The following is a 25529-nucleotide window of genomic DNA, read 5'->3' on the forward strand; positions in this document are numbered from 1 at the left end:
CGACCGTTATGGCTCGTCGCGCAACCGGCGTTTTCGCCGGTACGGCCGTACTCAGCGTGCCGCGGGTGCGTCGCTGCCATAGCCGAACACGTGCGCGCTCAGCACGTCGACCTCTCGGCGCGCGTCGCCGAAGAACGCGGCCAGCCGGTGTGCGACCCGCGCGAACGGCCGTTCCCGCGCCTGACCTGCCTCGTTCCAGTTCGCCGCAGGCACGACGAGGAACAGGTGCTGTGCGTCCTTCGCGATGTGAACCTTCCAGAAGTCCTTGAGGTCGTGATTGTTCGTCGTCGTGCCGCCACGCTCCACCTCCGCGATGATCCCCCGGCCGTCCGCGATCGGGAACACGAAGTCGGGGCGCGCACGCGTCACGAAGCCGTCCTGCGGGGTGAGTACGACCTCCTCGTCGAACCCGATCTCCCGTAGGAGCTCACCGACCACCGCCTGCACCGCTGAGCTCGATGCTCGGTGGACGTGCACGCGGTCGATCTCGTCGCGTCGCACTTCCAGGTGCGTCCGGAGCCTTCGCGCGAGCTCGTCGACGACGGCCACCTCGGCGACCTCGGAGTCCGTCAGCGCGCTCCGCACGAAGCGCGCGTGACGGTCGGGCATGCACCCGAGCTTCTGCGGAAGCGGACGGAGAAGCTAGCTCCGATCGGGGGATATCCCGGCTAGCGATTACGTGAGGAAGATGCGCTCCCGGTGCCAGTCCAGGTAGTCGGGTCGCGGGCTGTGCCCGCCCGGCAGCAGACGAATGTGCTGGCGCAGGAGGGGCGCGCCGAACATGAGTCGCACTGCGGGGTTGCTCGACGAGGTGATGCGCGCCGATGCGATGACCTCGAGTTCCTCGCTCAGCGTGAGGTCTCCGGCGTCGAAAGCGGCGTCATGCGTAGGGCATGCGGCCACGCCGTTCCGGACGTCGCGCCGCTCGTGGTCGTCACTCGATCGCCACGGCTTGATGTGACTGGCTCGTAGAAGAGTGGGCTTAGACCTGTCCGTCAGCCCGAACCCGCAGAAGACGCACTCCCACCCGCAGTTGATGAGCACAGCCTTGGCGAACCGGTGCTGGTCGATGCGCACCCGCGCGAGGACCTGCCGCTCGGACGGTCGCTCAGACCCGGCTCCGGTGTACTGCTCGAGCCTCTCGCGGAGCGCCGCCTCGACGGCGGTCTCGTCGATCTCGTCCTGACCGAGCAGCTCAAATGTGTCTGAGTGCTCGAGCTCGAGGAAGTCGGGGAGCAGCTCAGGCCTGGCGCCCGTTCGTCGAGCCGCCGCGAGTATGACGCGGTACAAGTCGAACAGCTGACGGTGGTCGTCGCGCAGCACCTCCCACAGGCGCTGATCACTCCGTCCGCCCCGGCTGCGACCACCCTCCAGGTTTGCCATCTTCGACGTGATGCTTGTACGACGACGTCGGAAGACGTGTGCGAGCTCGGGAATCGGCGTCGGCCCTCTCGACGCCAGCCCGCTCCCGTAGCTGACGTTTCCGAGCGCGACCATCGCCGCAGCGCACAGGAGTGTCTCCACTGGGACGTAGTCGACCTGGTTCTCGCCCGGTCCTACCTCCGCTCGCGCGAGGATCGAGCGCCACTGCGCCTCTGCGTCGGCGAGCGTCAGACCGAGGTACTGCTTGACGTCGTAGGGCATGCGTCGAACCTCCCGAGACGGGATCGGCTGTGCCGCCGCTCTGCTCAAGCGCCGTCACCCGCACGCCAGCGTCAGGCGTTCACGAGTGACCGCAGGTAGTCCCGGGTCTCCGCGTCCACCGAGTACAGGACGGTCCCGACCATCCCGCGTGTCAGCAGCACCTTGTACACATGCCGCGCGAGTCGGTCGAACGTCGCGTCGTCGACGGTCTTGCGCGACCGGAAATCGGGGTCCTTGTTGTACTCGCGCCGGCTGACCCACCGACCGTCCCGCCACACCAGATCCGGGCCGAAGATCACGCCGTTCCACGAGTACTCGAAGCCCTGAGCCGTGTAGACGCAGCCCACCTGCCCGAACCCGCCCTCGCCCGTCGCCCACAGCGCCGACGGCGGCGCACCGCCGACGGACCGGTCCCCGCGCAGGTTCCACGGCCGGCGCCAGTCACCGATGACCACGTCGTCCACGAGCGTCCCGTCGGGCCGCGGGTCGCTCCACGGCCAGCAGTACCCGGCGGTGATGCGAGCGTTCAGGCCCTTGTCGAGCTCTGTGGTCAGTCGCCGTTCAAGCTCCTCCGGAGAATCGACCACCTCGACCGCGAACCGCTCCTCGTCGTGCCACTCGACCGGCCCGTCACCGCGGAGCTCGAGCAGGCGCAGCACCCAGTCGAGGTACGCGTCGCTCCCACCCGAGCGGAACTGCGCGTTGAGATCGACGTGCCGCACGTCGAGCCCGCGAGCGCGGGCGTGGTGCTCGATCTCCGGCACGGAGCCCATCTCGCCGGGCCGCACCACCTGGTACTGGTCCAAGAGGAAAACGGGAACGCGCGCCGCGTCGAGCAGTTCTTCGACCTGGGGCCGCGCCGTCTCCCGAATCTCCTTGCGCGTGTACCGGTTGACAGACGTGAGGCGCAGGCGGTGCGCCTCGTCGAGGATGAGGACGTCCAGCCCGTTCTTCTCTGCGGTCATGAAGTTGTTGAAATACGTGAAGAGGTTTTTCGTCCTCGTCGAGCCCTTGCCCGCCACCTGCCGCAGCGTCTGCGTGAACGAGCGTGACCCGGTCGCGTGCATGACGGTGCGGCCCTCTCGGGCGAGCTCACCGAGCAGGGAGAGGGCGATGACGCTCTTCCCGCTGCCGGGGCCACCGGCGATGACGACCACGGCCTTGTTGTCGCTCTTCCGCGCGCGCCGCACCTCGGCCAGCACGAGCTCGTACGCGACCCGCTGCTCGTCGAGGAGGACGAAGTGCTCCCGTTCCTGCACCTCCTGGGCCGCGACCGACAGCAGCTGCCGCGACGGCGCGACACGTGAGCTCAGCAGGTCGTCCGCGGCGCGCACGCCCGAGTCCGGCGCGAGACGGGAGCGCAGCCAGTCATGGAGGTCCGACCGCCGCTGACCCGTGAACACGGGCGAGCGTGCCCCCGACTCGGCCCGGCGCAGATCCGCGACGCCCGACTCTGTGGCGTTGTGGAGGTAGGCCGCCCCCCGCACGGAGTCGTCGTCGTCCGCCAGTACGCGGACGAAGTCCCGGAGGTATTCCACGTAGCCGTCCACCTGCAGGGCCGGGTGCAGCGACGGGCGGTACGGCGCGCCGATGACGTCGACGAGCGTGTCACTCGCTTCCCAGCGTCGGGCGCCGGACCACTGCTTGAGCTCGAGCACGACGTAGGAGTGCCTGCCCGTCCGCGGGTGCACTCCCGCCAGGATGACGTCGGCGCGCTTGCTCGTCAGCGGCAGTCGCGTCTCGAGCAGCACCTGTACGCCTCCGAGGCCGGCATCTCGTAGGTCGTTCGCCAGCGTGGGCACGGAGGCCCGCCATGACCGCCGCTCCGACTCACCGACCCGTCCCACACCCTCGTGGTACAGGAAGCGCGCGAGATGCTCCTCGATGATGGACGGACCGGCGTCGGTCTCCGCGACGAGCTCGACGGCACTGCGACGCAGCGCTTGCACGTGGACGTCCCCCAGGCAGCACGAATGAACGTGCGGGGGGACATGTCTCCGGCGCTAGCCGGAGAAGTCCGTCGATCCGCTGACGGGGGAACGGTAGTTGCCGCGCCGGGGATCGTGGACAAGCCCGGTGGGTGAGTTCGCCGTGTCGCTGGTATCCAGGTGGTGACCGACCGGTGAGGCAGTCACCGGGCGGCGTTGGATCCGGACAGCATCGGGGCGGCGTGGTCGGGGTTCCGAAGCACCTGAGGGTCGTGTAGACGCGCGTCTACACCGTCCGTACCCTCGACGCATGTCCACCGTCGGCACCCGTGAGCTCAAGCAGAACCCGCAAGCCGTCGTCCGGCGCGTGCTCGAGTCCGGCGAGGCGGCGGAGGTGACGGTGCACGGGCACCCGACGGGCGTGCGCCTCGTCCCGGACCAGCCGTCCCGCCGCGCCTGGGTCCGAGGGGCCGACCTCGCGGACGTGCAGCCTATGGACCGCGCCCACGCCGAGCGTTGGCACGACGACCTCACCGGCGTCGACGACGACGACGAGCCCCGCGACCCGTGGAGCCGTCAGGCGTGATCGTCCTCGACGCGAACGTCCTCATCGACCTCGACCTGTACGCCCTGGACCCCGACGAGCTCTACGCCGCGAGCATCCTGTCGCGCGCCGAGCTGGAGTTCGGCGTCCGGGCCGCGCGCACAGCCGCGGACACCGCCGCCCGCACCCGCCGGCTCAACGAGCTCGATCGGCACTTCGACTGGCTCCCGCTCGACGTCGAGTGCACCCGCTCCTACGGGCTGATCGCCGTGTCGGCACGTGCCACGGGCGCCAAGGTGCGGAGCAAGGACGCGCTCATCGCTGCTCAGGCGCACCGGCACGGTGCGGCGGTCATGACAGCGAACCTGGACGACTTCCGGCCGTTCGACCACCTGGTCGAGGTCGTCGCGCCACGCCGCCGCGAGGCCTGACCGCCACACCCCACCGTGGCACCCGGGCGAGCTACCGTCGCCGCCGCCGCAACCCCGCCTCCGACCGTGCCGTCTCCGAGGTGACCCCAGCCGCGCGCGCCACCTCGAGCCGCGCGACCAGCTCGCGCACAGCACCCTCCCGGGCCCGCACCAGCGACCCCGCACGTCGCGCCGGCTCGAGCACCAGACGGTTTCCCCGCGCCGTCACGAGCACCAAGGCGCTGGCCGACCGCCCGGCAGCCGCCTCGAACGCCTCGACCGCCGACCACCGCACCGAGTACACGAGCGACGGCACCCTCCCGCCGGCCCACAGCTCCACCCCCTCGGAGCCCACCGCCAGCGAGAGCGGCGTCCGCCGCCGCGCGCGCACCAGCGCGCGTTGCGCCTTCTCCCCGGCGAGCGCGTCCTTCAGCCCGACGGCACCCCACACCTCGACGACGTCCGCCTTGTGCCGCAGCGTCCGGACGGCGGCGTGCCGGCGCCGCGTGCTCCGGCGGGCCGTCGCGGGCACGGCAGCGCAGCCGACCGTGACGACCGCCCCAGGGATCAGCGCGAGCGGAGTGAGCCACCCACCTGCGACGGCGCCGACGAGCGCGGCCGCGAGCACGGCGGCCGCGACGACGAGGACCGGGACGGTGACGGCCCGCCGGCGCGGGCGGTCGCGATCACCACGAGGAGCCGAGGACGCAGACATCGGGACCAGTGTCCCGCCTCGGCGTGGCCACCGGCGTGCGAGGCCTTGGCGATTATCCGACACGGGCGCCCGACCTTTCGATGCCCGGCGAAGCTGTGACGCACCGGCGAATAGCGCTCCGGCGATATTTGCCGGGAAATTCCACCGCTCTTCGGCGCGCGCATAAAAGGACTGCCTTACCGGGCGCAACTCGCGTCACCACGCTGCGATTCGCCCTCGTTCGCACTGGCGCGTTAAACGTTTCCTACTCTGTCTTTCCGGCTCGTCGCCGCGTACGTTCGAGGTCTCTTTCCATGTCCGACCCACACCCGGTCGAGGTGACCCCGCATGAGACCTCTCGTCCTCCCCCGTACCCCCCGATCCGCCGTCGGGCGGCTGCTGCTGACCGCCCTGGCAGCGCTCGCGCTGACCTTCGCGATGCTCACCGTCGCACCCGCGCCGTCCGCCCAGGCGCACGGGTGGATCTCCGACCCGCCCAGCCGGCAGGACCTCTGTTACACCGGCGCCGTGAAGGACTGCGGTCCCGTCCAGTACGAGCCGTGGAGCGTCGAGGCCAAGAAGGGCTCGATGCAGTGCTCCGGCGGTGGCCGCTTCACCGAGCTCGACAACGAGTCCCGGGCCTGGCCGCGCCAGGCGCTCAAGACCAACCAGACGTTCACCTGGGACATCGTCGCGAACCACTCCACGTCGACGTGGGAGTACTTCGTGGACGGCAAGCTGCACACCACGATCAACGACAACGGGGCGATGCCGCCCAAGCGGTTCACCCACCAGATCAACAACCTGCCGGAGGGCAACCACAAGATCTTCGTCCGGTGGAACATCGCCGACACGGTGAACGCGTTCTACCAGTGCATCGACGCCTACATCACGCCGGGCGGGAACCCGGCGCCCACCACGCCGGCGCCGCAGCCGACGACGCCGGCCCCGCAGCCCACCACGCCGGCCCCGCAGCCGACGACGCCGGCCCCGCAGCCGACGACGCCCGCGCCCACGACCCCGGCCCCGCAGCCGGGCAACGGCTCCTGCACCGCCACCGTGCGTGCCGCCAACTCCTGGGGCAGCGGCTTCCAGGGTGAGGTCACCGTGAAGGCGGGCACCGCGGCGGTCACCAGCTGGAAGGTCACCGTGAACGGCGCCACGATCACGCAGGCGTGGAACTCCGTGCTCAGCGGGACCACCACGCTCGCGAACGCGGGCTGGAACGGCAAGCTCGCCGCCGGCGCCTCGACCACCGCGGGCTTCATCGCGAACGGCAGCGGGACCGGCCTGAGCGCCACCTGCACCGCGAGCTGACCGGTACGGACCAGCGCGACGACGGCCGGCCGGGGCGAGGACGCCCCGGCCGGCCGTGCGCGTGACGGGGTTGGGACACCCGGCCGAGCAGCGCCGGCCACAGCCGCACGGCCGGCTGCGAGCACAGATCGCGGGAACGCCCCACGCGTCGGTCCCGAAACCGCCCGAGGCCGACCGCCCCCGCCCTCCTCACAGGTACCGCAACGGCACCTCCGGGTCGATCACCTTCCGGTCCCGCACGATCCCGTGCGGAACCCCGTTGCGCGCCGCCGCGTCCGCCTGCACCGCGTCGCACGTCGCGTCGACGCACCGCCAGAACGCCGGGTCCACCCAGTAGCCGGTGTGGCTGAGCACGGGCGGCAGCGGCTGGTCGACGACGTGCTGGTCGGTCGGCGGGTCGACGAGCTCCGTGTCCGCGCCCCGGGGCACCACGGACTCCGCCGTCCGCACCGCCCCGCCCACGTAGTCGGTCGCGTAGTACACGTTCGTCCACGCCACCGGCCCGATGCCCGGCCGCCCGTGCGCGATGCCGTCGAGGAACCCGTCGGTGAACAGCGCCGGGAACGCCCACCGGTACAGCTTCCCCAGCGGCGACCCCACGGTGACCAGGCCGATCGTCGGCTCGTCGTCCCGGGTCGACGTCCGCCCCACGACCGCCGCCGCGAGCACGCTGCCCTGCGAGTGCGCGGTGAGGACGACGCGTCCGCCGTTGTCGTGCAGGCGCCAGATGCGGCGTGTCAGCTCGGGCACGGCGCGCTCGGCGTACGACGGCGGCGCGAACGGGTGGAACGACCGCGGGAAGAACGTGCCGACGTCGAACACGGAGCCGAGCGCCTTGCGCCACCGCTCGCGACGCCACATGAGCAGCAGCACGCCGACGTACGCGGGCGGCAGCAGGACGGCCAGGGTGATGCCGATCTCCGGCAGGACGATCGGCGTCCCGGCGCGCAGCAGCCACACCCGGACGAGGAACGTGACGGCGCCGATGACGCCCGCGACCGTCACCGCGACGAGCAGCCACGCGACGTCGCGCGAGTGCGAGGCGACGAACCGCATGCCGGCGACCTTGCGCACCCACGCGCTCGGCCGCCCCACCCGCCGCGCGTGCACCTCGAACGCGGGTCCGTCGAACGCCGACCGCCACCACGCGGCATCGTTCCGCGCCGACGCGACGACGGCGTGCCCGTTAGTCTCGCCGCCACCGTCGTCCGACGCGTCCCGCTCCCCGTCCGCGATGCCCGCCCCCTCGGCCCGCGCCGCCGCGTACGCCTCGCGCAGCTCCGCCTCGACCCGCGGCGCCCACGCTCCCCGCGCCACCACGTACCGCACCGCGAACACGAGCCCGAACGCCAGCCCCATCCCCACCAGCCCCAGCGACAGCACCGACGCGATCGACCCGATCGCCGTCGGCAGGTAGATGACGCCCGCGGCCACCCCCGGGTCCGTCGGCCCGAACCCCCACTCGACCGGCGCGAGCGCCCGCGCCACCCACACGATCACCGACAGCAGCACCGCGTTCGCGATCAGCAGCGCCACCGCGTTCATGACGAACGGCGCCGCCCACGGGAACAGCTCGAGCCGCGGCGACCGCCCGCCCGAGCGCTCCTTCCGCCGCCGCGACACCCACGCCCCGACCTGCTGCGCCGCCAGCGGCACGAGCAGCCCCAGCGCGACGCCCCACGCCCAGTTCACGGCAGTCCGCGCGCCCGGTGCCATGCCGGCCGGACCGGCCCCGGCGGGCAGCGCCACGGCCGCGAACCCCGCCAGCAGCAGGCCCGCGGTCGTGACGACGAGCAGCGTCGCGGACGCGCGCAGCGCCGACCGGTCCCGCGCCAGCAGCCCCATCACGGCCAGCACGGACGCCGCCGCCACCCCGACGGACACCCACCCGAGCGTCCCCCACACCGTCCCGGCGCCGAGCCCCGCGACCACCCCGCCGACGTAGAGCGTCACCACCGCCAGGCACGCGGCCAGGTGCACCTGCGAGAGGAACTGGTGCCACACCCTCCCGGACCAGAAGTGCTCGTTGCGCAGCCCGCCCTCCCGCGCGGCGGCGCACGTGCACGACGGCTTCGGGGTCCTCGCCCCCGCGCGCGTCCCGGCGCCCGGCAGCGACGGCGGCTCGACGCTCTCGTACGCGCGCCGCGTGCGCCCTGCCAGCAGGAACACCCCCACCGCCAGCAGCGCCGACACCGCGGCGCCCGCCCCCACCCGGTTCCCGGGCTCGTCCGCGCCGGCCCACCGCTCGACCGCGCCCGTCCACCACCCCGTCGCGCCGCACCCGGCGATCGCGCCGCACTGGTACGCGACCACGTCGACGAACAGCAGCACCGACATCGCCGTCGCCGCCAGCGTCAGCGACAGCGCCGACAGCCGCGCGAACCACCGGAACAGCCACATCGTCGGCTTCTGCGTGACCTCGTCCTCGCCGGACGTCACCCACCGCCGCGCCATCCAGCCGGCCATGTTCGCGAACATCGCCGGCACGAGGAACATCCACAGCGCCCGCAGGGGGCTGTGCGACGTCATCCCGCCCCACGAGTACGCCTCCCGGTGCCGCCCCGCCACGTCCGACGTCCGGTAGAAGCCGGCGATGCGGTCCCCGCCGACGCGCGTCGGCGTCAGGTCGCCGAGCAGCGACTCCGGCCCGGTGCCGCCGACCCCGTGCACGCGGATCTCGGTGAGCCCGTCGAGGGCCGCCCCCGCGGGCACCAGCCCGGCCGATCGGTGCGCGTCGGGCATGGCTCCTCCTCGGGGCACGGCCGCGCCGGCGCGACCACCTGGAGGAGAAGGACGTCGGGACGCCCGTGAGATACCTCCGCCGCGCCGGTGGCGTCGCCCAGCCGAGCCGCCGTCGACCGACGCGATCTCACCCCGCGTCTCACCCGCCTCGTCCCTGGTCCCTGGGCGTTCGGCCGCGGGACAGTGGACGCACCAGCGCGTCGATGCCGAGGACGGCAGCCATGACCCAGGTGTTCAACCCTCCGCCCGGATGGCCCTCCGCCCCGGCGGGGTGGGCACCACCGGAGGGCTGGCGGCCCGACCCGAGTTGGCCGGAGCCTCCGCCCGGCTGGCCGCTGTGGGTCGACGACTCCCGCCCGCGACGCCGGTGGGCGGTGCCCGTCACCGGGGTCGTCGCGTTCGTCGTCGGGATCCTGTTCGGCGCGGTGGGCGGGGGCGGTGACACCGCCGCGCTGCGGGACGCTGACGCGACGATCGACGAGCTGACCCAGGACGTCGAGGTGCTGACGGACGACAACGTGGGTCTCACCGAGGAGAAGGCGGCGCTCGAGTCAGCGGGTGCCGAGCTGGAGTCCGCGGTGCAGGCCGCCGAGGCCGAGGTCGCCCGGCTGTCGGGCGAGCTCGAGGCACTCGCCGGCCAGGCGCAGGACCTGGCGGCACGAGAGGCGGCGCTCGCCGAGCAGCGGGCGACCGTCGAGGCGGCGGCAGCGGCCGTCGCGCAACGGGAGTCCGCGGTCGCGCAGGCTGAGCAGGGTGCCGGCGCCCGCGCGGCCGTCGTCCCGCCCCCGGCGGGTGGAGGGTCGTCGACGGCGGCCTTCGAGAACTGCTCGGCCGCGCGTGCCGCCGGCGCCGCGCCGGTGCGCCGCGGCGAGGCGGGCTACGGCCCGCACCTGGACCGCGACGGCGACGGCGTCGGCTGCGAGTAGCCGACGCCGGCCCCCTTCCGACCGCGACGACCGACCGGCCCGCCGTCGCCCAGCGGAGCCGCCGGTGACCCGACCCGTCAGACCGCGACGACCGACCCCTCGTTGGTCACCCGGTCGGCGTCGATGTCGTCGAACCACTTCCCGCCGTCCCCGAGGTACCGGAACGTCACGACGGTCCCCACCGGCACGGTGACCGACGTGCTCGACATCCCGTTCGACCGCTTGCGCAGCACGTGCCGCGCGGGCGTCCAGTCGTTGAACGTCCCGACGACGCTGACCGGCCCGTCGAGGCTCGGCGTCGGGAGGGCGAACGTCAGGGTGCAGGTTCCGGACTTGGCGGAACGGGACTTCTTGAGCACGGGTGGCATCCACTCTCTGGCTACGGCGCGGGTGTCGGGAGGGGTCGCGCACGAAGCGTGGCGTGGCCATGTTTCGGGACGGCACGAACGCGGTGACCCGCGTGTGACGAGTCGGTGGCGCGCCGTCTGCCCCGTCGGCGCACGCCCTCGTCCTCGAGCGACGTCGTCACCCTAAGGGACCACGGCGGAGGGCCGTGGGCGTTTCGCACCCACGGCCCTCCATGTCGTGATCGGGGTGGTCGGCGGCCCGTCCGGTGGGCCGCCGACGCCCCGTCACGGGTACTGCGTGACGAACGACGGCGTGCCCGTGTTCGAGTTGTCGACCTGCCCGCCGACGCCGTTCACCACGTGCCGGATCGTGCCCGCGCTGAGGTTGACGGTCATGACGTGCGTCAGCCGCACGCCCGGGCGCCGCGGCACCTCGAACCCGTTCTCCGTGACGATCGACGGGTTGTTCTGGTTGAACACGTAGACGCCGCCGCCCCACAGCTGGTGCTCGCGGACGCGGTCGCCGACCTTGTAGCCGGCCCAGCCGAGCGTGCCGTCGGGCTCGGTCCAGTCCGCCTGCGTCGGCGGGTCGTACGGCAGCTCGTTCTGGTAGAGCACGACGCGTCCGCGCTCGCCCTCCCACACGGTGTTGTGCCGCTGGAAGTGCTCGACGAACAGGCCGGTCGCGGTGACGTCGTCGCCGGTGACGACGACGCCCGTGCGGCCGATGTTCGTGCGCCACCGCTCCGTGTCGCCGTTGACGCCCTCCGTGAAGCCCTCGACGCCGTGGTCGGCGCGCCACACCCAGGTGTGGTCGACGAGGACGTCGTCGGCGTCGATCCGCAGCGCCACGTCGGTCGATCCCCGGTGCGGCCCGCCGACGCGGAAGTACACGTCGCTCAGCGTGATCGGGTCGAGCCCGCGGCCCTTCTCCGGGCCGCGACCGCGGTGCCCGGCCTCCTGGCCGTCGCGTCCGTGCCCGCGTCCCTGCGTGCCGACCTGCAGCAGCACCGGCGACTCCTGCGGCCCGGCGTCGATCGTCACGCCGGCCACGATCGCCCCGCGCACGTCGGCCACCGTCAGCGGCACCGCCCCGCCGACCGACGTCAGCGTCGCGTGCCCCATCCCCAGCACGACCGTGCCGGCGCGCCTGACCTCGATGCTGCGCGCGGCGTCGTACACGCCCGGCGTGAGCAGCAGGTGCTTGCCGCGTGCGAGCTGGGCGTTGATGGTCTGCACCCGGTCGCCGGGCCTGGCGACGTAGAAGTCGCGCAGCGGGATCGACGTGCCGGGGGTCATGCCGTCCGCCCACGTGATGCCGCGCGTGCCCTCGTGCGCCGACGGCACGCGGACGTTCCAGCGCCCGCGCTCGTCGACGTAGAGGTACGGCTTCTCGCGGCTCAGGGGCGTCTCGTCGAGCGTCGTGTACGGCGGGTCGGGGAACGTCGCGTCGTCCGGGGCGCCCTCGACGCCCGCGAACACCTGGTTCCAGACGGCGTTCGACCAGCTGCGCACCTCGCTGTTGCGCGTGAGCCACTGCTGCTGCGACCCGTTCGTCACGTCGCCGAAGCGGGAGTCCGCGATGAACCCGCCGCTGGCGAACTGCGGGCCGGCCGTGCAGTAGTCCATGAGCGAGAAGCCGGGGTCGCCCTCGTCGGCGAGGACGTTGACGCGCCGCAGCGAGACGGCCTGCGAGACGGCCCAGAAGTTGGCGGTGCGCCGGCAGTCGTCCTGGCCCGTGCCGTCGATGTCGAGCGTGAGGTTCGACAGCGTGCGCCAGAAGTTCACCAGCGCGATGCAGTTCGGGTTCGCGGGGTCGTCGGACAGGCAGCGGTTGTACGTCTCGATCTTGCCGTGCACGACGACGTCGGTCGGGGAGCCGCCCAGGCCCGCGACCTCCGTGTAGTAGCCGACCTTCATCTGCAGCGGCTGCTCGGCGGTGCCGTACTCACCGGGCAGGAACAGCAGGCTGTAGCGGGCCGTGCCCATCTCGGCGTCGACCTGCTGCGCGTGGATCGCGTCGACGCGGGACTGGATGTCGGCCACGGGCATGCTCGGGTCGAAGACGACCACGTTCGGGCCGAGGTCCGGCGCGGGGGAGCCGCCGCGCGGCGGGCCGGCCGCGGCGGACGAGGCGACGGCGCCGGCCGCGACGGTCAGCGCGGCGACGGCGGCGAGCGTGCGGGTGCGGCGGCGGTGCCGGTGGGGTCGTCGCCCGGGGGCGGGCGGGGTGTGCAGGTCCATGCGCGGTGCCTCTCCGTTGAGATCCGACTCGGACATCCGGAGCAGACCACATTCGACGGGCAATTAGTAAGGGGTCCGTGCAATTCGGTCGGCGCCGGTGTGCGGGCCGGTGCCCGCAGGGTCGGCGGGTGGGCTGTCGGCGGGGCGGGTTAGCCTGGCGCGACCCCAACCGGAGGAGGCTGTCCGTGGTGCTCATCGGCGCACACGTGCGGGGCGACGACCCGGTCGCCGCCGCCCACGAGGTCGACGCGCAGGCGGTGCAGATCTTCCTGGCCGACCCGCAGGGCTGGAAGAAGCCGGTGCGCCGCGAGGACGCCGACGCGCTGATCGAGTCCGGCCTCGGCATCTACGCGCACGCGCCGTACCTGGTCAACGTCGCCTCGACGAACAACCGCATCCGCATCCCGAGCCGCAACATGATCGCCCAGCACGCCGCGGCGGCCGCCGACCTGGGCGCGCGTGGGCTGATCGTGCACGGCGGGCACGTCGGCGACGGCGACGACATCGCCGTCGGCATCGACAACTGGCGCAAGACGTTCGCGCGCGCCCAGTACCCCGTGCGCGTGCTCGTCGAGAACACCGCCGGCGGCGAGAACGCCTGCGCCCGCACCCTCGACCGCTGGGCGATGCTGTGGGACGCGATCGGTGAGTACGAGGTCGGCGTCTGCCTCGACACGTGCCACGCGTGGGCCGCCGGCGAGGACCTCGAGACGATCGTCGAGCGGCTCACCGCCATCACCGGCCGCATCGACCTCGTGCACGCCAACAGCTCGCGCGACGAGCACGGGTCGAGCCGCGACCGGCACGCCAACTTCGCCACCGGCACCATCCCGCCCGAGCTCATCGCGCACGTCGTGCGGGAGGCGGGCTGCGACGTCGTCGTCGAGACGCCGGGGGAGCGGCAGGCCGAGGACGTGGCGTTCCTCAGGGCGGCGCTCGCGGGCTGAGGGGCTTCCGGGGGTGCGCTCGGGGCTCTAGCGTCGGGGGCACATGCCTACCGACCACCGTTCCCGCATCGTCGCGTGGGACCGTCAGCTCCGCGACGTCCACGCCCGCCTCCGTGACAGCCTGCAGATCGCGCGCGACGCGATCGACGACGACGCCGCGTCCGGTGATCGCCTCACGTCCGACCTCCGGCTCTTCTGCACCGGCTTCTGCGCCGCCCTCGACGGCCACCACCGCAGCGAGGACGCGGCGATGTTCCCCGACCTCGTGGCGCTCGACCCATCGCTCGCCGACGTCGTCGCCCAGCTGGTGCGCGACCACAGCGTGCTCGCGCAGCTGCTCGGCTCCCTGCAGGAGGCCGTCGAGGCGGGCCACGACGCGGCTGCCCTGCACCGCCACCTCGACGGCATCGAGGCGATCATGGAGACGCACTTCCGGTACGAGGAGAAGCGCCTGCTCGAGCCGCTCGCGAGGCTGACGAGCGACCGGCCGCCGCGCGAGATGCTGGGCCCGCTGGCATGAGCCGTGCGGCGCTCGTCGCAGCGCACGCGACGAACGCCGCACGTGCCCCGGCCGGCAGCCGTCAGGCCGGCGGGGGCAGGACCACCTCGTAGCCCGCGCGGTTCAGGGCCTCGACGTGGTCCATGCCGCCCTCGAACGAGCCCGGCAGGTCGCCCGGCCGCATCCACCCGTCCGCGTCCGACCCGAAGATCTGCGTGACCTGGTACCCGTCCCGCTGCTCCGCGAGCACCACCACGTGCTCGTAGCCGCCGCTGCGCGTCCGCATCGGCGGGTCGAGGCGGTACAGCGACGCCGTGTGCGGGAACAGCGCGACGAGCGTCGGGTCGAGCGGCAGGGTGCGGACCAGGAACGCGTACCGCAGCCCCGTCGGGCGGACGACCCCCTCGACGCACGGGCTTGCGACCGCGTCGGTGGCGACGCTGAGGTACCGGCTGCCCACGCGCACGACGCCGCCGTCGTGCAGGCAGACCGTCGGGTCCGCGGCCGCCGCGTGCTCCGCGAACGGCGCCGGGTCGTGCGTCCACCACCGGGCGGGCACGCCGTCGTGGCGGGTCACCTGCACGACGCCGCCGTCGACGCCCGCGACGCGGTACGTCTCGCCCTCCGCGGACACCGCCGCGCTGACGCGGCGCGCCACCGGCGCGTGACCGGGCTCCTGGCCGACGCAGCCCGTCCGCGGCGTGCCGAGCGGGGACTCGATGTCGAAGGGTGTAGCCATGTCTCCTCCTGGGGAGGTCGAGCGTCTTCCCGCGCCGGGCGGCACGGGCGGATCTTCCTCCGGGGGCACCGTGCGCTCGCGCGGTTGCCAGTCGGCCGGCTGGAGGGCTTGAGGCCGAGCTTCGTGATCGGTGCCGACTGTAGGGGCGGGGTGCGACAAGTGCCGTACGCGCCATCCACAGGGTGGGCGGGGCTGGCGTCGAGCACGTCGGGAACCGGTACTTTCCGGGCATGCTTCGACGACGGCGTAGTGCGCTCGTGGCCGCCTTGACGCCCGTGATGCTCGGGGCGCTGGTCGCCGGGTGCACGGGACAGGGGTCGCCGCCCGCGCCGACGTCCTCCGGAACAGCGTCCTCCGACACGCCGTCACCGACCCCCGCGCCGACCGCCGCACCGACACCGACGGCGGACCTGAGCGTCCCTCCTGCTCGGCCCGACGCCATGGCGACGCCGAGCGCCGATGGGGCAGCTGCGGCGGCGTCGTACTTCATCTCGCTCTACCCGTACGCGTACGCGACGGGGGACACGGCCGAGTGGGCCACCATGTCGGGGGCGCAGTGTGCGTTCTGCACCCGTACCCGCGACGGGGTCAGCCGCGTGCACGATGGCGACGGCCGCGTGACCGGTGGCGCGATCGACATCCACGAGGCGCGCGGTACAGAGCTTGATGCGGGTCGTTGGTACTCGGCCAAGGTGATCGCTACGGAGGCCCCCTCGACTGAGACGGACGCCAGCGGGTCGCGGGTCTCGGCCTCCGAGGGCGGCAGGTATGCGTTTGAGGTCGCGTTGACCTACGCCAGTGACGGCTGGACGGTCGACGCCGTGGACGTGAACCCGGCCGACGCGGGATGACCGCTTGGCTTCCGGCCGTCGCGGTCCTGCTCGTCGTCTCCGCGACCACACTGCCAGGGCGCGGCGTCGATGCCGAGGTGCCTGAGGACGACTCTGCGGCGGTGCGGATCTCGGCCGCTCGCTCGGAGCAGCTCGCTCACGCCAACAGCACCGTGCCGGCGGGACAGAGGTTGGTCGAGTACGTGCGGGCGCCGTTGTGCCGGGAAGTGGCGGCGACGTGGACCATGGGAGCGCCTGGCGGCGGGTGTCCGCCCGGAGCCGACACGGCGGGCGCCCTCGACGCCTGCGAGGGCGACACGATCGTGCAGCCGATGTGGCGGCGGGAGCGCGCCACTCCTGCGTCGCCGTGGGGTCAGTGGCAGCAGATCGACAGTGGCGGCTGCGGTGCCGACATCCTGCCCGTGCTCACGGCGGAGGACTTCCGGCGCCTCCCCATCCCCGCCCCGGTCCTCAACGTCCAACCCGCCGCGGACTGGGTGCTGGTGAACATGGAGACGATCGTCTACACCGACCCCTCCCCGGTGACCCTGACCACCGACCTCCTGGGTTACCAGGTCACGGTCGAGGCGACCCCCACCCGCTACACCTACGACTTCGGCGACGGCTCGACACCCCTGGTCACGACCGACCCCGGCTCCCCGTACCCGGCGTTCGACACGTTCCACGTCTACCGCGCGCTGGGTACCCGCACGATCACCCTGACCACCGAGTGGTCCGGCCGCTACCAGGTCGCCGGCTCCCCGGCCTGGCGCGACGTCGACGGCACCGCCCAGACCACCGCCACCAGCGCCCCGTTCGACGTCGTCGAACGCACCAGCAAGCTCGTCGCCGAGCTGTGCACCGCCGTCCCCACACCCGAGGACTGCTGAGGCAAACCCGAGAAGTCCTGCGCCGTCGTGTCGCACCGATGAGCCGCCGCGGGCGGGCACGTCGGTGGTGAGCGGTCGGCGCGTGCTGCCATCGGGTCACGTGCGGCGCCTCCGACCTCCCCGTGAGCCGCCCACAGACCACGATCAGGGCGAGCCCGTCCACGACCGCCCGGAGGTGTCGTCCGGCGTCCCGGCGCGACGACGAGGCTCCTCCGCATGCCTGCTACGACACCTCCTCCGTCCTCCCGCCACCGTCTCCGGGCCGTTCGTCGCGCCGTGTGTCAGCGCGCGGCCCTTGCGCCCGTGCTCGTGCTGGTTGCCGCGCTCGGCGCCTGCGCGCCCGGTGGCGCCGAACCCGACGCCTCGCCGGCTCCACGCCCCGCTCCGAACGCCGCGGCGAGCCCCACCCCGGACGCCGGTCCGTCGCGGGTGGGTGGCGCGCCCAGCGCAGCGCCGCCGACACCCGACGCCCCGGCGTCCTCCGGGACGGTCACCGTCGCCGGCGTCCCCGGTTCCGCGCCCCCGCCGGCGGCGGGCATGGAGGACCCCGGCCAGTACGGCGCCATGGCCTCGGTCGTCCACCTCTTCGCCCTCGCCGACCACGCCATGACCGCCCTCGAGCCCGAGCCGCTGCTCGCCCTGTGCGCCCCGGAGGTCGCCTTCTGCGGGCAGATCGCACGGCAGGTCGACGAGGTGACCGCGGCCGACGGCGCCGAGACCCTGATGCTCAGCACGCAGGTCGACCACGACATGCTCGTCGGGCAGGACGTCGACGCGAGCTGGGTCGTCGAGGTCGACACGGAGATGCTCGGGACGCGTTCCTGGGTGGACCCCGCGAGCGGGCAGTGGCAGGTCCAGGTGGAGGACCCGGTCCGGCAGACCTTGCGGGTGCGGCTGCGGCACGACGGCGCGTCGTGGAGCGTCCTCGAGGTCGGGGTGCCGTGAGGCTAGACCGACGCCACCCACAGGCCGTCGCGTGCGCGGGTCATCGCGACGTACATCTCGCGCAGGCGGTACTCGCGGCGTTCCCGGTCGACCTCGTCGAGCTGCTCCGGCTTCTCGGTGAACCAGGAGGCGCGCACGTCGACCACGAGCACCTGCTTGAACTCCAGCCCCTTCGCCCGCTTGATGGTGCCGACCTTGACCGCGTCCACCGGGACGCCGTCGTACTTCTCGAGGTTCACGACCGGGACGCCGGCGGCCGTGAGTGCCGCCGTCGCGTCGTCCACCCCGCGGCGCGAGAGCGACAGGACGCCGACGTCGCCGTAGCCGGTGCCGACCTGCCGGACGGCCTCCTGCACGCGAGTGACCATGCGGCGGGCGCGGTCGGCCTGGTTCGCACAGCGCACGTACACCGGTTTGGGCCCGCGGCGGGGCACCTGCGTCGGGCGGTCGCCGCGGGCCGTGGCGCCCTCGATGTCGGCGAACTCGTCGTCCGCGACCAGCATCGACGCGAACTGCAGGATCTCCGCGGTGTTGCGGTAGTTGATGTCGAGGACCGTGCCGCGGCCGGCCACCGAGACGCCGGCCTCGGCGAGCGTGAACCCGCCGGGGTAGATCGTCTGCTGGCCGTCGCCGACGAGGGTGAGGCCGTCGGGAGCGTCGCCGACGAGCGCGTGCAGCATGCGCAGCATCACGCACGACAGGTCCTGCGCCTCGTCGACGATCACCGCGGTGTACGGCTCGGCGGGCGGCTGACGGCGCAGCTCGGCCTCGGCGAGCGCGATCTGGTCCGCGAAGTCGTGCACGCCGCGCACGCGCAGCTCGGCGTCGTACGCCTGGTACAGGTCCCACACCACGCGGCGCTGCTGCGGGCCGAGGCGGTGCCGTCGCCCGAGGCGTGGCAGGTCCGCGTACTGCTCCCACTGCGTCAGGCCACGGCCCTTGATGACGTAGCGGACCTCGTCGTGCCAGTAGTCCTGCTCGTGGCGGTCGGTGTCGATGATGCTGCCGCCCGCGACCCGGCCCCACGCGCTGGTCCACGCCGCGGTGATCTGCCTGCCGTCGATGCGGTGCTGCACGCCGCGCTCGTCGAGGATGCGCTTGGCCGTCTCGTGCACGCCCGCGAACTCGACGCGGTCCACGACGTCCGGCGCCAGGCGGGTCAACAGCTGGCGCAGCACGTCCGGCAGCGTCCGGATGTACGTCGTGACCAGCACCCTGCCCTGCCGCGTGCGCGCCAGGTACGCCGCGCGGTGCAGGCCGACGACCGTCTTGCCGGTGCCCGCCGCGCCGCGGATCCGCGACGGACCGTTGAACGAGCGCCGCACCACGCGCGCCTGCGCGGGGTGCAGGAACGCCATCCAGTCCTCGACCGGCGCCGCCATGAGGCCGTCGAGCAGCGCCGCCTGGACCGTCGCGTCGTCGAGCAGGGGCTCGATGGTGAACGTGCCCGGGTCGTCCGGGACGGGCGGCGCCACGGGCGCGTCGTCCGCTGCGTGCCGCTGGGCCGGGATGGCCACGACGGCGGTCGACGGCGCGGGCAGGACCGGTTCGGGCAGCGTGGTGCTGACGGGGGCCGGTGCACCGACCTGCCGGAACCAGCTCAGCGCGCGCGTGAGGACCACGTCGACCTGCGTCGGGGACAGCCGCTGACCGTGCCGCGCCACGAGCTGCAGGACGTCCCGCTCACCGACCACGCGCACCGGGCCGACGTGCTCGTCGACGCCCGACCGGCCCGCGAGCACCGCCACGGCGTGCACCTCGCCGGGCGCCAGCCCGACCTCGGCCAGCTCGCCCTCCGTGCGGTACGCCAGGTCGGCGAGGGCCATCAGCTCGTCGGTGACGTCGGCGTCGCCGCGGTGGATGCGGTCACCGACGATCGACACCTCCGCCCAGGCCTTGGTGTCGACGACGAACACGCCACCCGGGCCGATCACCACCATGTCGACCTGCGCCCGCCGGCTCCCCGGCCACTGCCGGTCCGCGAGCAGGTGGTACCCGGCTGCGGCCAGCGGCGCGAGGGCGCGCGCCGTGCGCTGCTCCGTCGCCGACGCGAGGCCGTAGCTCGCCGCGGTCCGGCGGGCGTCCGCCGCTGCCTTCTCGTGCGCGGTCGCGAGCAGCAGCTGACGCTGCGCCTCGTTCGCCGCGGAGTCTCCTGCGGGCATGTGGAAGTCCTCCCTGCTCGCCGCTCCATCGGCCCGGCGGGGGCGCAGCATGAGCCGGGGCCGGGCGAACCACCCGATCACCCACGACGCGCCGTCGGCGCTGGCGCACTCGCGCGCCGTACCGGCTCACCCGGGCGAGGTTCCTGGCTCCCTCGGGCGAGGCGACCGGCTCACCCGGGCGAGGCGACCGGCTCACCCCGGGCGAGGTGCCCGGCTCCCTCGGGCGAGGCCGCCCCGGTCAGTCGGCGTCGGGCGTCGTGGGCGGGGTCTCGGTGGCAGCGGAGACGGGCGTGGTCGGCGGTGCGACGGCGCCGGCCGCAGCGCCCGCGGCACCCGCGGTGCCCGTCGCCGGTGCACCGCCGAACCGGGGCGAGACCGCCACGGCGGGCAGGAGCAGGAGGGCGGGGATGAGGAACGCCGGGCCGAGCCCCGGGCCCTCCGAGAGCAGCCCGAGGACGACGGCGCCCAGCAGGGCGCCGACGTAGTTGAACAGGTTGATGCGCGCGATGACCTCGTCGAGGCGGTCGGGCGCGAGCTCGCCCGCCGCGGAGAACGCCTGCGGGACGAGCGCCCCGACGCCGATGCCCGTGAGCGCGAAGCCGACGATCGCCGTGCTCGGCGACGGCACGAGCGCGACCAGCCCCAGGCCCGCGACGGCGAGCAGCACGGTCGCGCCGACGACCCTGCCGCGCCCGAACCGGCGCACCAGCGGGTCGCCCGCGAGCCGCGAGACGAGCACCGCGCCCTGGTACGCGGCATAGCCGAGCGGCGCGACGGTGGCCGGCGCGTCGAGGCCGTCGGCCAGGTACACCGCGCTCCAGCTGCTCACGGCCGAGTCGGCGACGAACGCGGCCGCGACCATCGCGCCGAACAGCCAGATGCCGGCTCGGGGCAGGGGAGTCCTCGCGGCCCGGGCGGTGGCACCGCCCACGGTCCGGGCGGCCGTGCCGGCGGCCTCCGCCGCCGCCCGGGGGATGAGCGACCCGCGGATCGACAGCGCGATCGCCGCCGCGACGACCGCCGCCACCAGCAGCGACACGACGGCGCCCGTCGTGGCCCCGAGGTTCGCGAGCGCCGCCTGCGCGAGAGACGCCACGATCGCCGCGGCGGTCAGGCACGCGAACAGCGTCGACATGATCGACCGGCCCGCGAACCGCTGCAGCAGGACGCCCTGCATGTTGATCGACGCGTCCACCAGCCCGAGGCCGACCGCGAAGACCGCGAACGCCCCGAAGAGCGGCGGCACCGACGTCGCCGTCGTGACGAGCGCGAGACCCACCGCCTGCGCGAGCAGGCCCGCGACGAGCGCCGTCCCGCTGGACCGGCGCGTCGCGATCCGCTCCGCCGTCACCGACCCGGCCGCGGCGAGCAGGCAGCCGAGCAGCAGGACGAGCGAGATCGTCATGTCGTCGATGCCCGTACGCACCTTGAACCCGGGCAGCGCCGTGACGACGGTGGCGTACCCGTACCCCTGCGCGGCGTAGGCCGCGCCCACGGCGGCACGCGTCCGCCACGGCGCGGACGTCGACGTGGTGACCGACATGTGGTGCTCCCCCCGCTCCGGCCGCCTCGTGCGACGCGAAGGGGAGGCTACGGCCTCGCGTCGCCGAACGGGAGGGGACCGGTGCACACCGGACGCTTGGGATGGTCCGGACGGGCGCCCACCAGGGCCGCACGAGGCGCCGCGCGCGCCACCGGTCAGGTTGCCGTGCGCTCCACCTCGCGGAGCAGCACCTCGCCGAGGTCCTGCGGGCGGGTGAGCTGCGGCCAGTGGCCCGTCGGGAGGTCCACGTACGTGACGTCCTCGACGGTCGCGAGCTCGGCGAACCACGGCAGGCCGCCCTCGAGCAGGCGGCGCACCTCGGCGGCGGGGTACTCGCACGTCACGACGGTGACCGGGACCCGGTACCGAGCGGGCGAGTCGGACAGCTGCTGGGGGTCCGTCGCGGCCGCGGCCGGGATCGGGCGCGCGACCGCCCGGAAGCGCTCACGCAGCGTGTCGTCCAGACCGATGAGATCGCGGTCCTCGAAGAACTCCCACGGCGGCAGCGGGATCGAGTCGCCCTCGGCCGGCAGCTCGTCGTTGATGACGCTGCCCTGTCCGGTCGGCCAGCTGTCCGTGTAGATCGCACGCCGCACCCGGTCCGGCCGCGCGTCGACCACGGCGTGGATCACCGCGCCGCCGCCGGAGTGCCCCACGAGCACCACGGGCCCGTCGACCGAGTCCACGAGCGCCACGACGGCGTCGACCCAGTCGCGCAGCCCGAGGGAGGCGTGCCGGGCGACCTCCGAGCCGTCCTCGAGCCCCGGCAGGGTCACGGGGTGCACGCGGTGGCCCGCGGCGACAAGGGGTGGCGTGACCGCGTCCCACGACGACGCGTCGAGCCAGAAACCGGGAACCAGGATGACGTCCATGGCGGTGACGTTACGGGCGCCCACCGACATCTCGGACGAACCCTCCCCAGCCGCACGGCCGGGCCGACCCCAGCCCTCGAGCCGAGCCGACCACAGCCCCGCGGCTCAGCGCGGCTCAGCGCGGCTCCGCCCCGCCGCGCCCCCGGTCGGGCCGCCGAAGGGGCCGTCCGCGCAGCTGCGGCACCGTCCGCGACCGCACCTGCGGCATCGTCCGGCCCGCCACCGCGTCACCGGCCGGCCCGTCGTCGGCGCCCGGGCCGACGAGCGAGTCGAACACCTCCGCCGCGAGCGCGTCGGCCTCGGCGGACACCCGCGCGAGCATGTCCCGGCGGGCAGGTCCGCTGCGCGTGAGCGCGAGGTCGAGCGCCTGGCGCAGGTGGTCGGCGCGGCCGTCCCACGCCTCGGCCTGCACCGGGTCCACGGGCTGACGGTCCGCCGCGAGCCGGGTGACGAGCTCGATCGTCGCGTCGATCTGGCCCTCCGGGGACCGCCGCCGCTGCGCGGCGAGGACCGCGTCGCTCCACGTCTCGACCCGGCGCCGGACCGGCCCGGCGATCTCGGGGTGCGCCTTGAGGTAGGCCGTCACCTGGCCCGACGCGGCCACGACCATCGGTCCGTACCGCCGCACCATCGTCCACAGCCGCTTGCCGTCGGTGGCCACGTGCCCTCCCGCCTCGTCCCGCTGGTCCGCCCTTGGTGGCCGCCCGCGACGACCGTCCCGTACCCGCCCTGCGCTGCCGCCCGATCACCTGCGGCGATCGCCTGCGCCGATCATCTGCGCCGATCATCTGCCGGGCACCACCCTGCCCCGCACGGCACCGCGGCGCACCCGATGAGTCGGCGCGCCGCGGGACGTCTGCCCCTCTGAGCGCGCACGCCCTGTGCGCCCGCACCCCGGGAGCAGCCATGACCGTCACCCTCAACCCCTACCTCGGCTTCCGCGGCGAGGCCCGGGCGGCGCTCGCCTTCTACGCGTCCGTCCTCGGCGGCGCACCGGTGATCACGACGTTCGCCGAGGGCGGCATGCCGCACGACCCCGAGCACGCGGACGACGTGATGCACGGTCAGCTCGACGTCCCGGGCGGGCTGACCCTGATGGCGTCGGACGCGCCGGCGGACATGGACGTGCCCACGGAGTCGTCGGTGACGATCTCGCTGAGCGGCGGCCCCGACGACGCGGACACGCTGCGCGGCTGGTACGCGGGCCTGTCGGCCGGTGGCTCGGACGTGCTGCCGCTGGAGCGGGCGCCGTGGGGCGACGACTTCGGCATGTTCACGGACCGGTTCGGCACGGGCTGGATGGTCACCATCTCGGGCCTGGGGCCGCAGGAGGGCTGAGCGCGCCGCCCGAAGGGTCCCGTCCGGCGCGTCGAGGGGTAGCGGGTGCACGACAAGATGTAGTACACCTACTACATGGCGACGACGACCGAACCAGCGATCCGCGTGGCCGGGCTGCGCATGGCGTACGGGCGCCACACCGTGCTCGACGACGTCTCCTTCGACATCGACGGCGGCGTCGTCGCCCTGCTGGGGCCCAACGGCGCGGGCAAGACGACGACCGTCGAGATCCTCGAGGGGTTCCGCCGCCGGGACGCGGGCACCGTCCGCGTCCTGGGCGCCGACCCGGAGCACGCCGACGAGACGTGGCGCGCGCGCGTCGGCGTCGTGCTCCAGTCGTGGCGGGACCACAAGCGGTGGCGGGTGCGCGAGCTGCTCGACCAGCTCGCCGCCGCCTACCTCCCCTACGCGGCCGGCCGCGCACGCGGGCCCCGCGACACCGACGACCTCCTCGCGCGCGTCGGGCTCACCGCGGTCGGCGCGCAGCGCGTCGGGACGCTGTCGGGCGGCCAGCGCCGGCGCCTCGACGTCGCCGTCGGGCTCGTCGGCCGCCCCGAGCTGCTGGTCCTCGACGAGCCGACCGCGGGGCTCGACCCTGCCGCGCGCCGCGAGTTCCACGAGCTGCTGCACGAGGTCGTCGACGACGACGGCACGCTCGTCCTGCTCACCACGCACGACCTCGCGGAGGCGGAGGTCGTCGCGGACCGGATCCTCGTGCTCGCGGGCGGGCGGATCGTCGCGGACGGCAGCCCCGACGCGCTGGCCCGCGCCGTCGCCGGCCCCAGCGAGGTCCGGTGGACGTCGGGCGGTGTGCGGCACGTCCACAGCACCGACGACCCCGTCGGCTTCAGCCGCGGGCTGCTCGCCGGGCCGGAGCCCATCGACGAGCTCGAGGTGCTGCACGCCCGGCTCGAGGACGCCTACCTCGAGATCGTGCACCGGCACGAGGCCGACGAGGCGGCGGCCCCCGCAGCCGCCGACGCAGCGGACGCCGGCCCGGCGGGCACGCCGTCCCGCACACCCGCGCACCGGACGGGGGCCCGGCGATGACCGCTCCCCGCACCGCCCCGCACGGTCGCACCGCCCACCCGCGCCCCGCCCCGCGCGCCGCCGGACCCCGCGCGTGGTCCGTCCGGCTCGGGATCCGGCGCGGCGTCACCGAGTTCGGGCACATGCTGCGCACGCCCGAGGACGTCGGCTGGAACGTCCTCATCGGCGTCGCGCTGCTGGTCTACCTGTGGACGCAGAAGGACACGCCCGTGCCGGGGGCCGACGGCCTGACCGTGCCCGCGCTCGCCCTGGCGGGCATCCTCGCGGCGACCATCATGTTCGGCATGACGCTCGGACCCGCGTTCGCCCTGGCCACGGAGGTCGAGGACGGCACCGTGCTGCGGCTGCGCGCCGCCCCGCGCGGCACGAGCACGTACACCGTCGGCATGCTGACGGCGCAGGTGCTCGGCACGCTGCCCATGCTCGCGGTGCTGCTCGTGCCCTGGCCGTTCCTGCTCGGCGACCCGATGCACCAGGGGCCGGGCGGCTGGGTCGCGCTGGTCGGCTGGCTCCTGCTCGGCACGCTCGCGATGCTGCCGGTCGGCGTCGTGGTGGGTGCGCTGTGCGGACGGCCCGCGCGCGTCCTGCCGTTCGGCGTGGCGCCGGTGGTGATCCTCGCGTTCGTGTCCGGAGTGTTCGGCCCGCCGACCGGCCTGCCCGGGTGGGCGCAGGGCACCGTGCAGGCGTTCCCGCTGTACTGGCTCGCGCACGGGATGCGGTCCACGACCCTTCCGGAGGCGGCCGAGGCGCTCGAGATCGGCGGTGCGTGGCACCCCGGGATCGCGGCGGCCGTGCTGGCCGCGTGGGCCGTCGCCGGGGTCGTCGTGGCGCCGCTCGTGCTGCGCCGGGTGACGTCGCGCCAGACCGCGGGGGCGATGGCCGCGCGCCTGCAGGCCCACCTGCAGCGGACGGCCTGAG

Annotated in this window: 24 protein-coding genes and 1 riboswitch; of the genes, 12 read left to right on the plus strand and 12 right to left on the minus strand. The window is 73.9% G+C overall.

Annotation, left to right across the window (positions count from 1 at the left end):
• Positions 1-51 precede the first annotated feature (51 nt).
• The 3 genes from E5225_RS01035 to E5225_RS01045 all read right to left on the minus strand — a co-directional run bounded on the left by E5225_RS01035 (position 52) and on the right by E5225_RS01045 (position 3593).
• Positions 52-609 (minus strand): hypothetical protein, encoded by a 558-nt coding sequence (locus E5225_RS01035; protein ID WP_135972265.1) that lies wholly within the window; start codon positions 607-609, stop codon positions 52-54.
• Between the two features lie 66 nt (positions 610-675).
• On the minus strand, positions 676-1644 hold the full coding sequence (locus tag E5225_RS01040; RefSeq protein ID WP_135972264.1) for an HNH endonuclease: 969 nt from the start codon (positions 1642-1644) through the stop codon (positions 676-678).
• Between the two features lie 71 nt (positions 1645-1715).
• Positions 1716-3593, minus strand: coding sequence for a DUF2075 domain-containing protein (locus E5225_RS01045; RefSeq protein WP_243738089.1), 1878 nt, complete (start codon positions 3591-3593; stop codon positions 1716-1718).
• A gap of 289 nt (positions 3594-3882) precedes the next feature.
• Between E5225_RS01045 and E5225_RS01050 the strand changes: the two genes are divergently transcribed.
• Together E5225_RS01050 and E5225_RS01055 are read left to right on the plus strand one after the other, a co-directional pair.
• Positions 3883-4158 carry a type II toxin-antitoxin system Phd/YefM family antitoxin gene (locus E5225_RS01050; protein WP_135972263.1) on the plus strand — a complete coding sequence of 92 codons (276 nt, stop codon included), beginning with the start codon at positions 3883-3885 and terminating at the stop codon, positions 4156-4158.
• On the plus strand, positions 4155-4547 hold the full coding sequence (locus tag E5225_RS01055) for a PIN domain-containing protein (protein ID WP_135972262.1): 393 nt from the start codon (positions 4155-4157) through the stop codon (positions 4545-4547). The genes E5225_RS01050 and E5225_RS01055 overlap by 4 nt, the downstream gene beginning before the upstream one ends.
• Before the next feature lie 31 nt (positions 4548-4578).
• On the opposite strand, the gene E5225_RS01060 is transcribed toward E5225_RS01055, so the two are convergent.
• A complete protein-coding gene (locus E5225_RS01060) occupies positions 4579-5241 on the minus strand; it encodes a hypothetical protein (RefSeq protein WP_135972261.1) in 663 nt (220 codons plus the stop codon).
• A 327-nt stretch (positions 5242-5568) separates the two neighbouring features.
• Between E5225_RS01060 and E5225_RS17835 the strand changes: the two genes are divergently transcribed.
• Entirely contained in the window at positions 5569-6537 is a 969-nt protein-coding gene (locus E5225_RS17835; RefSeq protein WP_136225258.1) for a lytic polysaccharide monooxygenase, read from the plus strand.
• Between the two features lie 189 nt (positions 6538-6726).
• Here the strand turns inward: E5225_RS17835 and E5225_RS01070 are convergent, their stop codons facing one another.
• A complete protein-coding gene (locus E5225_RS01070) occupies positions 6727-9279 on the minus strand; it encodes a hypothetical protein (RefSeq protein WP_135972260.1) in 2553 nt (850 codons plus the stop codon).
• A gap of 374 nt (positions 9280-9653) precedes the next feature.
• Here E5225_RS01070 and E5225_RS17840 point away from each other — a divergent pair, with 374 nt between their 5' ends.
• A complete protein-coding gene (locus E5225_RS17840; protein ID WP_243738088.1) occupies positions 9654-10205 on the plus strand; it encodes an excalibur calcium-binding domain-containing protein in 552 nt (183 codons plus the stop codon).
• 77 nt (positions 10206-10282) lie between these two features.
• On the opposite strand, the gene E5225_RS01080 is transcribed toward E5225_RS17840, so the two are convergent.
• Both E5225_RS01080 and E5225_RS01085 read right to left on the minus strand, forming a co-directional pair.
• Positions 10283-10573, minus strand: a complete 291-nt coding sequence (locus E5225_RS01080) for an early set domain-containing protein (protein ID WP_243738087.1) — start codon at positions 10571-10573, stop codon at positions 10283-10285.
• 264 nt (positions 10574-10837) lie between these two features.
• Complete coding sequence (locus E5225_RS01085) at positions 10838-12796, minus strand: pectate lyase family protein (RefSeq protein WP_243738086.1); 1959 nt, start codon at positions 12794-12796, stop codon at positions 10838-10840.
• A 185-nt stretch (positions 12797-12981) separates the two neighbouring features.
• Here E5225_RS01085 and E5225_RS01090 point away from each other — a divergent pair, with 185 nt between their 5' ends.
• Both E5225_RS01090 and E5225_RS01095 read left to right on the plus strand, forming a co-directional pair.
• Positions 12982-13743: a deoxyribonuclease IV gene (locus E5225_RS01090; RefSeq protein ID WP_208012449.1), complete on the plus strand. Its 762-nt coding sequence runs from the start codon at positions 12982-12984 to the stop codon at positions 13741-13743.
• Positions 13744-13786: 43 nt separating this feature from the next.
• Entirely contained in the window at positions 13787-14263 is a 477-nt protein-coding gene (locus tag E5225_RS01095; RefSeq protein ID WP_135972259.1) for a hemerythrin domain-containing protein, read from the plus strand.
• Between the two features lie 61 nt (positions 14264-14324).
• Here the strand turns inward: E5225_RS01095 and E5225_RS01100 are convergent, their stop codons facing one another.
• The gene (locus tag E5225_RS01100) at positions 14325-14981 is read right to left on the minus strand and encodes a hypothetical protein (RefSeq protein ID WP_135972258.1); all 657 of its coding nucleotides are present in this window, start codon (positions 14979-14981) and stop codon (positions 14325-14327) included.
• Between the two features lie 16 nt (positions 14982-14997).
• Positions 14998-15110: riboswitch (SAM riboswitch) on the minus strand.
• Between the two features lie 149 nt (positions 15111-15259).
• On the opposite strand from E5225_RS01100, the gene E5225_RS01105 reads away from it, so the two are divergent.
• The 3 genes from E5225_RS01105 (at position 15260) to E5225_RS01115 (ending at position 17646) form a co-directional block, all read left to right on the plus strand.
• Positions 15260-15832 (plus strand): DUF6318 family protein, encoded by a 573-nt coding sequence (locus tag E5225_RS01105; protein WP_279536518.1) that lies wholly within the window; start codon positions 15260-15262, stop codon positions 15830-15832.
• Positions 15833-16056: 224 nt separating this feature from the next.
• Positions 16057-16701: a hypothetical protein gene (locus E5225_RS01110; protein WP_135972256.1), complete on the plus strand. Its 645-nt coding sequence runs from the start codon at positions 16057-16059 to the stop codon at positions 16699-16701.
• A gap of 537 nt (positions 16702-17238) precedes the next feature.
• Positions 17239-17646 (plus strand): hypothetical protein, encoded by a 408-nt coding sequence (locus E5225_RS01115; protein WP_135972255.1) that lies wholly within the window; start codon positions 17239-17241, stop codon positions 17644-17646.
• A gap of 2 nt (positions 17647-17648) precedes the next feature.
• On the opposite strand, the gene E5225_RS01120 is transcribed toward E5225_RS01115, so the two are convergent.
• The 4 genes from E5225_RS01120 to E5225_RS01135 all read right to left on the minus strand — a co-directional run bounded on the left by E5225_RS01120 (position 17649) and on the right by E5225_RS01135 (position 22884).
• Entirely contained in the window at positions 17649-19808 is a 2160-nt protein-coding gene (locus tag E5225_RS01120; protein ID WP_135972254.1) for a nuclease-related domain-containing DEAD/DEAH box helicase, read from the minus strand.
• A gap of 238 nt (positions 19809-20046) precedes the next feature.
• Complete coding sequence (locus E5225_RS01125) at positions 20047-21351, minus strand: MFS transporter (RefSeq protein WP_135972253.1); 1305 nt, start codon at positions 21349-21351, stop codon at positions 20047-20049.
• A gap of 155 nt (positions 21352-21506) precedes the next feature.
• Positions 21507-22223 (minus strand): alpha/beta fold hydrolase, encoded by a 717-nt coding sequence (locus E5225_RS01130; RefSeq protein WP_135972252.1) that lies wholly within the window; start codon positions 22221-22223, stop codon positions 21507-21509.
• A gap of 115 nt (positions 22224-22338) precedes the next feature.
• The gene (locus tag E5225_RS01135; RefSeq protein ID WP_135972251.1) at positions 22339-22884 is read right to left on the minus strand and encodes a hypothetical protein; all 546 of its coding nucleotides are present in this window, start codon (positions 22882-22884) and stop codon (positions 22339-22341) included.
• Positions 22885-23129: 245 nt separating this feature from the next.
• On the opposite strand from E5225_RS01135, the gene E5225_RS01140 reads away from it, so the two are divergent.
• The 3 genes from E5225_RS01140 (at position 23130) to E5225_RS01150 (ending at position 25528) form a co-directional block, all read left to right on the plus strand.
• Entirely contained in the window at positions 23130-23561 is a 432-nt protein-coding gene (locus E5225_RS01140) for a VOC family protein (protein WP_135972250.1), read from the plus strand.
• Positions 23562-23636: 75 nt separating this feature from the next.
• Positions 23637-24611 carry an ABC transporter ATP-binding protein gene (locus tag E5225_RS01145; RefSeq protein ID WP_135972249.1) on the plus strand — a complete coding sequence of 325 codons (975 nt, stop codon included), beginning with the start codon at positions 23637-23639 and terminating at the stop codon, positions 24609-24611.
• Positions 24608-25528 carry an ABC transporter permease gene (locus tag E5225_RS01150; RefSeq protein ID WP_135972248.1) on the plus strand — a complete coding sequence of 307 codons (921 nt, stop codon included), beginning with the start codon at positions 24608-24610 and terminating at the stop codon, positions 25526-25528. Before E5225_RS01145 ends, E5225_RS01150 begins: the two co-directional genes overlap by 4 nt.
• The last annotated feature ends 1 nt before the right edge of the window (position 25529 follow it).

The sequence above is a fragment of the Cellulomonas shaoxiangyii genome, assembly GCF_004798685.1.
Taxonomy (GTDB): Bacteria; Actinomycetota; Actinomycetes; order Actinomycetales; family Cellulomonadaceae; genus Cellulomonas; species Cellulomonas shaoxiangyii.

What these genes read in the sequence shown, in the direction of transcription:
- E5225_RS01070 (WP_135972260.1), bottom strand. Translation starts at nt 9,279, where the DNA reads ATGCCCGACGCGCACCGATCGGCCGGGCTGGTGCCCGCGGGGGCGGCC.
- E5225_RS01050 (WP_135972263.1), top strand. Translation starts at nt 3,883, where the DNA reads ATGTCCACCGTCGGCACCCGTGAGCTCAAGCAGAACCCGCAAGCCGTC.
- E5225_RS01095 (WP_135972259.1), top strand. Translation starts at nt 13,787, where the DNA reads ATGCCTACCGACCACCGTTCCCGCATCGTCGCGTGGGACCGTCAGCTC.
- E5225_RS01120 (WP_135972254.1), bottom strand. Translation starts at nt 19,808, where the DNA reads ATGCCCGCAGGAGACTCCGCGGCGAACGAGGCGCAGCGTCAGCTGCTG.
- E5225_RS01080 (WP_243738087.1), bottom strand. Translation starts at nt 10,573, where the DNA reads ATGCCACCCGTGCTCAAGAAGTCCCGTTCCGCCAAGTCCGGAACCTGC.
- E5225_RS01105 (WP_279536518.1), top strand. Translation starts at nt 15,260, where the DNA reads ATGCTCGGGGCGCTGGTCGCCGGGTGCACGGGACAGGGGTCGCCGCCC.
- E5225_RS01140 (WP_135972250.1), top strand. Translation starts at nt 23,130, where the DNA reads ATGACCGTCACCCTCAACCCCTACCTCGGCTTCCGCGGCGAGGCCCGG.
- E5225_RS01150 (WP_135972248.1), top strand. Translation starts at nt 24,608, where the DNA reads ATGACCGCTCCCCGCACCGCCCCGCACGGTCGCACCGCCCACCCGCGC.
- E5225_RS01115 (WP_135972255.1), top strand. Translation starts at nt 17,239, where the DNA reads ATGGAGGACCCCGGCCAGTACGGCGCCATGGCCTCGGTCGTCCACCTC.
- E5225_RS01145 (WP_135972249.1), top strand. Translation starts at nt 23,637, where the DNA reads ATGGCGACGACGACCGAACCAGCGATCCGCGTGGCCGGGCTGCGCATG.
- E5225_RS01040 (WP_135972264.1), bottom strand. Translation starts at nt 1,644, where the DNA reads ATGCCCTACGACGTCAAGCAGTACCTCGGTCTGACGCTCGCCGACGCA.
- E5225_RS01130 (WP_135972252.1), bottom strand. Translation starts at nt 22,223, where the DNA reads ATGGACGTCATCCTGGTTCCCGGTTTCTGGCTCGACGCGTCGTCGTGG.
- E5225_RS01100 (WP_135972258.1), bottom strand. Translation starts at nt 14,981, where the DNA reads ATGGCTACACCCTTCGACATCGAGTCCCCGCTCGGCACGCCGCGGACG.
- E5225_RS01035 (WP_135972265.1), bottom strand. Translation starts at nt 609, where the DNA reads ATGCCCGACCGTCACGCGCGCTTCGTGCGGAGCGCGCTGACGGACTCC.
- E5225_RS01060 (WP_135972261.1), bottom strand. Translation starts at nt 5,241, where the DNA reads ATGTCTGCGTCCTCGGCTCCTCGTGGTGATCGCGACCGCCCGCGCCGG.
- E5225_RS17835 (WP_136225258.1), top strand. Translation starts at nt 5,569, where the DNA reads ATGAGACCTCTCGTCCTCCCCCGTACCCCCCGATCCGCCGTCGGGCGG.
- E5225_RS01110 (WP_135972256.1), top strand. Translation starts at nt 16,057, where the DNA reads ATGGGAGCGCCTGGCGGCGGGTGTCCGCCCGGAGCCGACACGGCGGGC.
- E5225_RS01125 (WP_135972253.1), bottom strand. Translation starts at nt 21,351, where the DNA reads ATGTCGGTCACCACGTCGACGTCCGCGCCGTGGCGGACGCGTGCCGCC.
- E5225_RS01085 (WP_243738086.1), bottom strand. Translation starts at nt 12,796, where the DNA reads ATGGACCTGCACACCCCGCCCGCCCCCGGGCGACGACCCCACCGGCAC.